The organism is Aromatoleum evansii, assembly GCF_012910805.1.
Classification (GTDB): Bacteria; Pseudomonadota; Gammaproteobacteria; order Burkholderiales; family Rhodocyclaceae; genus Aromatoleum; species Aromatoleum evansii.
The window spans coordinates 20,921-27,433 of the sequence record NZ_WTVK01000066.1; the positions used below are offsets into that span (position 1 = coordinate 20,921).

Here is a 6,513-nt window from a genome sequence, read left to right on the forward strand (position 1 = left end):
TTCACGTATTTCCAAAGACATACCTGCGGCGGTGCAATGCTGCAGAGCATCATTTTCATTCCAGCACTCCCGAGGATTTATCCATGAAGCCGCTCGTCAATCTCGAAGGCAAGGTCGGCCTGATCACCGGCATCGCCAACGAAAAGTCCATCTCCACCGGCGTCGCCGAGGCGTGCGCGGAGGCGGGCGCGAAGCTCGTCATCACCTACCAGAACGACAAGACGCGCGCCTTCATCGAACCCGTCGTCAATCGCCTCGGCGTCGAGGACGTGTATCTGCTGGACGTCACGCGCCCCGAAACCCTCGCCGACGTGCATGAGAAGATCGCGGCGCGCCACGGCAAGCTCGACTTCGCGATCCACAGCATGGCCTTCGCCAAGCGCGACGACCTGCACGGGCGCGTCGTCGACACCTCGCCGGACGGCTTCGCGATGGCAATGGACGTTTCCACGCACTCCTTCGTGCGCCTCGCCAAGATGGTCGAACCGCTGCTGGAGCGTGCCGGCGGCGGTTCGCTGGTGACCATGACCTACCTCGGCAGCGAGAAGGTGATCCCCAACTACGGCGTGATGGGCCTGTGCAAGGCCGCGCTGGAAGCGGCGACCCGCTACATGGCGTTCGAACTCGGCGGCAAGAACATCCGCGTCAATGCGGTCTCCCCCGGCCCGTTGATGACTCGCGCCGCATCGGGCATCGCCGGCTTCGACGGCCTGATGGCGACCGCGGTGGAGCGCTCGCCGATGCACGCCCTCGTAACGCCCGAGGACATCGGCGCGCTGACGGCCTTCCTGGTCTCCGATGCGGGACGGCTGGTCACCGGCGGGGTCCATTTCGTGGACGCCGGCTACAACATCATGGCCTGAGAGCTTGTGAAGAAATCGTCGCGAGCAGGGGCGAGTGCAAGGCCTCAGTTGCAAATGATCGAGCGAACGACGAGACATACCATTTGGTAGGCGAGGAGTGAGCGAGTGAGCAACGCAGCAATCGACCCGCGCAGTAGATTTATTCACAAGCTCTGAGACGCGAGGCGGCGGTGATCGATCTTTCCGAAGCGCGCGCCCGACTCGGTCGTATCGGCCTCCGCCTGCCCGACCCGGTTCCCGCACACGCCCTGCTCGCGGGCCTGCGGGAGATCGGACGGGGCGAATACAGCATCGTGCTGGAACATCCCGACCCCGAGCGCGTCTATAAAGTCGTCAGTTCGCCGGCCGACCTGTTCCTCTACACGGCAGACGACCGCCCGCGCGGTCCGCACTTCCCGGTGGTGTACGCACACCACGGGGCGATCGGGCGCGCGGCCTCGGGTTATCCCTTCCATCTGCTGGAGATGGAGCGCCTCTACCCGTTGCAGGACGGAACACCCGCCGCCGAGCAGGCCGCCCAGCTGATCGACGCCTACTGGTCGGCCTGCGTGGAGCGCACGCAACTGGGTGGGGACATGGGCCGGATCGCGCTATACCATGTGAGCCTGGCGCCTCCGGCGATAGGCGAATCGCTCAAGCTCGCCCTGAAGGCGCTTTCGGACTTCGTCGAGGAATACCAGGTGCTGCCGGACATCCTCAACGCGGACAACATCATGGTGCGCAAGGACGGCACGCTGGTATTCTCCGACCCGGTATTCATCGCCTGAGCGTTTTCCCCAAGGTACAAAGGGCCACGATGAGCGATTTCGACGAGCACCACCCGCCCCACGGCCCCTGCACCGGCGCCGGCATCCCGCGCCAGGGGCAGTTCGACCCGGCCGCATTCGAGCGCGCAGTCAACGATCTCCTGGCCGCCTGCGGCATCGCCCCCGACACCACGCACATGGGCCGCACCGCGACGCGCGTGCGCGAACTGTGGCAGAAGCGCCTGCTCGGCGGATACGAGCTCGACCCCGCCGAAGCGCTGGGCGACGGTTTTCCCGACGAGCGCTCGGACATGGTCGTGATCCGCGGCATCGCCGTGCATGGCGTGTGTCCGCACCATCTCGTGCCGTTCCGCGGCGTCGCCCACGTCGCCTACCTCCCCGGCGGGCGCCTGCACGGTTTCGGGCGCATCGCCCGCCTCGTCGACGCCATCGGGCACCGCTTCACCTATCAGGAATGGATGACCCGCGACATCGCCGACGCCCTGCTGAAGCACGGCCATGCGCGCGGCGCAGCCTGCATCATCGAGGCGGAGCAGCTGTGCCTGCTGCTGGGCGAGGACCGTCGCGGCGACGAACGCGTCGTCACGCAGGCCTTTGCCGGAGAATTCGAGACGCGCGAGCACCTGCGCAGCGAGTTCCTGCACGCGGTGGCGGGTCGCGGCCCGCGCTGAAACCGGCTACCGGCGTTCAGTGGAGGGTGAAGGTCGGCGCCCCGCGGGGGCCGATCTCCAGCATCACGACATCCTTGCCCCGCAGCGTCACCGAACCGTGCACGCGATCGTTGCCGGAAACCGAATACTCGAACTCATAGACGCGCTGGGGACAGAGCCGGCCGTCCTCGTCGCGGACGAAACGCAACGAACGGCTGGACACGGTCTCGTCGAGGAACTGCACGCCTTCGCGACGGCACGCCGCCCTCGCCGCCTGCACGCCGATTTCGCGCGTCCTGGCACTGTCCAGCCAGAACCAGCCGCACAGGCACAGCAGCATCAGGGCGAGCAACTCGGCGAATGTCATTGTCGGGAATTCCGCAAAACCGGATGCGCCATCATTCAAGCTCCATGCCGCGCATCACGAAGAAAAACAAACCGCCGAGCAAGGCCGACAACGGCACCGTCAGCAGCCACGCAGCGAAGATGCGTTGCAGTTGCGTGCGCGTGACCAGTTCCTTCCGATAAACCTCACGCAGCACCCTGCGCTCCCGCTTGGAGAAATTCGCCGGATCCGTCTTCTGCTTCGAGCGCGCTTTCAGATCCGCGAGCATCGCCTTCTTCTCGGGCACGGCGGCACGCTCGAAGGAGCCGAGAAACTGATCGATCGCCCCCTGTTCACCGGCCGGATGGTGCGCCTTCATCTCCGCCACCATGCGCGCGTAGTTGCCCTTGAGGTACTCGCGCAGGAAACCGACGCCGATCACCGCGCCGACCGCGATGTGCGTCGAACTGACCGGAAGCCCCAGCACGCTGGCGGCGATCACCGTCACGGTCGCCGACAGGGCCACGCTGAACGCGCGCATCTGGTCCAATTCGGTGATCTCGTCGCCCAGCGTGCGGATCACCCGCGGCCCGAACAGCGCGAGCCCCAGCACCAGCCCCATCGCCCCGGTCAGCAGCACCCAGAAAGGCACCGGGGTCAGGCGCGCGACCGGCCCGTCGAGGTGTGCGAGCGACTCAACGATCGACGCCAGGGGCCCCACCGCGTTCGCCACGTCGTTCGAGCCGTGCGCGAAGCACAGCAGCGCGGCGGCGAAGATCAGCGGTGAATTGAACAAGCGATTCACGCCCGACTTGGTGTTCGCAATGATGTGGCTCGGATTGGACAGCGCGCGCCGCACATACTGGTACGCGGCGCCCGCGGGGACCAGGCCGCTGGCTGCCGCCACGGTGAAATCGGCCGCCCATAAGCGCCCGAAGCCCTTCATCAGCAGGAAGGTCCAGAACGACCACGCCATGAAGGCCACGAGCCCGGGCAGCGTGCGCCGCGCCGCGGCAACCATGTCGACCTGATAGGTGATGAGACGCTTGATCAGGTACAGGAACAGCGCAGCAAAAAAACCGGCCAGCACCGGCGAGACCACCCAGCTCGCGGCGATCGCCCCGACGACCTTCCAGTTCACGATGTCCAGCCCCACGGCGGCGACGCCGGCGCCGAGGACCGCGCCGACGATCGAATGCGTCGTCGACACCGGCATGCCGAAAGCCGTGGCGACGTTGATCCAGAGGCCGCCGGCAAGGAGTGCGGCCATCATCACCCACACCATCGTCCAGCCGTCGCCGATGTTCGCGGGATCGATGATGCCGCTGCGTATCGTCCGGATGACGTCGCCCCCCGCGATCAGGGCGCCCGACGCCTCGAACACCACCGCGAGACCGAGCGCGCCAGTGAGCGTCAACGCCTGTGCGCCTACTGCAGGCCCGACGTTGTTGGCAACGTCGTTGGCGCCGATGTTCATCGCCATGTACGCACCGAGCACGGCGGCGACCACCACCAGGACCCCGCCCTCGGTACCGCCCTTCAGTGCCGCATACAGCATCACGCCCACGACGAAGAGCATGGTCGCACCCAGGCGCAGCAGCTCGCCGTGCCCCTGGCGCGTGGCCTTGTCGATTTCGTCGATATGCTTGAGTTCCAACTTTCAGCCGACCACTATGCGAACGCGGAATTGTTCATTTTCGCAGAATCCGGCCCCGCCTCAGAGGCGATCGTATTTGTCCGACCGTCCGCGCGCCTTGTCGACCGGATAACGCTCGGCGTTGATGCGCAGCTTCGTGCGCGCGGCATCGGCCAGATCGACGCCGAGCACGTCGGCCAGACGCACGAGGTAGAGCAGCACGTCGGCCAGTTCGAGCGCCACTTCGGCGCGCGCCGCCTCGGGCAGCGCGGCCGACTCCTCGCCGCTGAGCCACTGGAAATGCTCGATCACCTCGCCGGCCTCGCCGGACAGGGCCATTGCCAGGTTCTTGGGGGTATGGAAGCGCTCCCAGTCGCGCTCGGCGGCAAATGCGCGCAGCGCGTCGCGCAGCGCGTGGAGGCTGTCCTGATCGCTCATTCGATATGGTGCTCCAGGTCGAACCCCGCATCCGCGTCCTCGCCGAGCACGCGCACCAGCCACGGCATCACCGCTTCGAGCGTCTGCGGCAGAACCCACGGCGGATTGATGATGTAGAGCCCGCTGCCGAACATCCCGAAGCCGTCGCGCGCGGGCTTGTTCACCGCGAGCCGCACGTCGAGCCAGCTTTCAGCACCGAGATCGGCCAGACGCTCCGGCAGCTGTCGCGCTTCGGGGCGCGCAAGCATCGGATACCACACCGCGTAGGTGCCGCCTGGAAAGCGTTTCATCGCGTCCGCAACGGTATCGACCACGCGCCGGTAATCTTCCTTCACCTCGTACGGCGGGTCGATCAGCACGACCGCACGGCGCGCGGCCGGTGGCAGGAGTCCGCGCAGTCCGGCAAAGCCGTCCGCCTTGCGGATCAGCACCCGGTCCGTATCACGCGCAAAGGTCTGTTCGAGCAGCGAGACGTCGGCCGGATGCAATTCGAACAGGCGCATGCGGTCCTGTTCGCGCAGTTGCGTCATCGCCAGCGCCGGCGAGCCCGGATAGAAGGTCAGCCGGCCGTGCGGATTGAACTGGGCGACGGCGTCGATGTAGGCGCGCAAGGCGTCGGGAAGGTCGTCGCGCCCCCACAGGCGGCCGATCCCCGCGGCGAACTCGGCGGTCTTGCCCGCCTGTTCGCTGTCGAGCGCATAACAGCCTGCGCCGGCATGCGTATCGATGTACCACCACGGCTTGTCCTTGCGGTTGAAATAACGCAGGAGCTCGATCAGGACGAAGTGCTTGAGGACGTCGGCGTGGTTGCCGGCGTGGAAGGCGTGGCGGTAACTGAGCATGGAGGACGCGTAACGGGGTCAGGCGGCGAATGCTAACACTGCCTGCTATGATTGCGGGCTGCCGGCGCGCACCGCCGGCTCCAACGGAGACAGGAAATATGGCGATTTACGCCCTGGGCGAACATACCCCGAGCTTCGGCGACGGGTGCTGGGTTGCGGACAACGCCACGGTGATCGGGCGCGTGGAAGCCGGATCCAACGTGAGCGTCTGGTACAACGTCGTGATCCGCGGCGACAACGACCCGATCACGATCGGCGACAACACCAACATCCAGGACGGCTCCGTCCTGCACAACGACGACGGCGTGCCGCTGAAGATCGGCTCCGGCGTCACCGTCGGCCACATGGTCATGCTGCATGGCTGCACGGTCGGCGACGACACGCTCATCGGCATCAACGCGGTCGTCCTCAACCACGCCGTGATCGGCAAGAACTGCATCATCGGCGCCAACGCCCTCATTCCCGAAGGCAAGGTCATCCCCGACCGTTCACTGGTGGTCGGATCGCCGGGCCGCATCATCCGCGAACTCACCGACGAGGACATCGCCGACCTGCGCCAGAATGCCAGGAACTACGTGCAGAACGCGCGCATGTATGCGGCCGACCTGCGCCACATCACGCCCGACCTGCCGAAGCGCCGCGACTGAGCCGGGGCCGAAGCCGCCGGCCAGGCGCAGGGGAAAGGTCATCCGCGCCCCCCTGCCACCGCGGCCGGCGGGTGACGCGCAAGCCAGATCACCGCGGCAAGGATCACTGCGCCGCCGATCACCTGATTGAACGCGATCGCCTCGCCAAGGAAGATCGCCGCAAGCACGAAGGTGACGACCGGCTCCAGCGTTGACAGGCTCGCGGCGTCCGCCGCGCCCAGTTTCTGCAGTCCGATGAAGAAGCTCACCATCGCAATGACAGTGGACACGACTGCGATCAGCAGCACCGCGATCCAACCGGTCGCCCCCTGCGGCCAGGTGGCACCTGTCTCTTATACAAATCTG

Annotated in this window: 8 protein-coding genes and 1 pseudogene; 4 read left to right on the top strand and 5 right to left on the bottom strand. The window is 66.3% G+C overall.

Translation table 11 applies throughout. The features are described from left to right. Window positions 1-83 precede the first annotated feature (83 nt). The 3 genes from fabI (at window position 84) to folE (ending at window position 2,301) form a co-directional block, all read left to right on the top strand. Window positions 84-863, top strand: coding sequence for an enoyl-ACP reductase FabI (fabI, locus tag GO615_RS23510; RefSeq protein ID WP_169132310.1), 780 nt, complete (start codon window positions 84-86; stop codon window positions 861-863). Between the two features lie 170 nt (window positions 864-1,033). Beyond that, window positions 1,034-1,630, top strand: a complete 597-nt coding sequence (locus GO615_RS23515) for a hypothetical protein (RefSeq protein WP_169132311.1) — start codon at window positions 1,034-1,036, stop codon at window positions 1,628-1,630. 29 nt (window positions 1,631-1,659) lie between these two features. Further along, the gene (folE, locus tag GO615_RS23520) at window positions 1,660-2,301 is read left to right on the top strand and encodes a GTP cyclohydrolase I FolE (protein ID WP_169132312.1); all 642 of its coding nucleotides are present in this window, start codon (window positions 1,660-1,662) and stop codon (window positions 2,299-2,301) included. 16 nt (window positions 2,302-2,317) lie between these two features. Here folE and GO615_RS23525 read toward each other — a convergent pair whose 3' ends face one another. From GO615_RS23525 to GO615_RS23540, 4 genes are read right to left on the bottom strand one after another with little or no spacing between them, the layout of a single operon-like run. Beyond that, complete coding sequence (locus GO615_RS23525) at window positions 2,318-2,647, bottom strand: DUF3301 domain-containing protein (RefSeq protein WP_169132313.1); 330 nt, start codon at window positions 2,645-2,647, stop codon at window positions 2,318-2,320. 31 nt (window positions 2,648-2,678) lie between these two features. Beyond that, the gene (locus tag GO615_RS23530; RefSeq protein WP_169132314.1) at window positions 2,679-4,262 is read right to left on the bottom strand and encodes an inorganic phosphate transporter; all 1,584 of its coding nucleotides are present in this window, start codon (window positions 4,260-4,262) and stop codon (window positions 2,679-2,681) included. A 60-nt stretch (window positions 4,263-4,322) separates the two neighbouring features. Further along, window positions 4,323-4,679, bottom strand: a complete 357-nt coding sequence (locus GO615_RS23535) for a nucleotide pyrophosphohydrolase (protein WP_169132315.1) — start codon at window positions 4,677-4,679, stop codon at window positions 4,323-4,325. After that, window positions 4,676-5,521 carry a 23S rRNA (adenine(2030)-N(6))-methyltransferase RlmJ gene (locus GO615_RS23540; RefSeq protein ID WP_169132316.1) on the bottom strand — a complete coding sequence of 282 codons (846 nt, stop codon included), beginning with the start codon at window positions 5,519-5,521 and terminating at the stop codon, window positions 4,676-4,678. The genes GO615_RS23535 and GO615_RS23540 overlap by 4 nt, the downstream gene beginning before the upstream one ends. Window positions 5,522-5,619: 98 nt before the next feature. On the opposite strand from GO615_RS23540, the gene GO615_RS23545 reads away from it, so the two are divergent. Continuing rightward, entirely contained in the window at window positions 5,620-6,168 is a 549-nt protein-coding gene (locus tag GO615_RS23545) for a gamma carbonic anhydrase family protein (RefSeq protein WP_169132317.1), read from the top strand. 38 nt (window positions 6,169-6,206) lie between these two features. Here the strand turns inward: GO615_RS23545 and GO615_RS23550 are convergent. Then, a pseudogene (locus GO615_RS23550) lies at window positions 6,207-6,464 on the bottom strand (EamA family transporter); the annotation flags it as partial. Window positions 6,465-6,513: the final 49 nt, after the last annotated feature.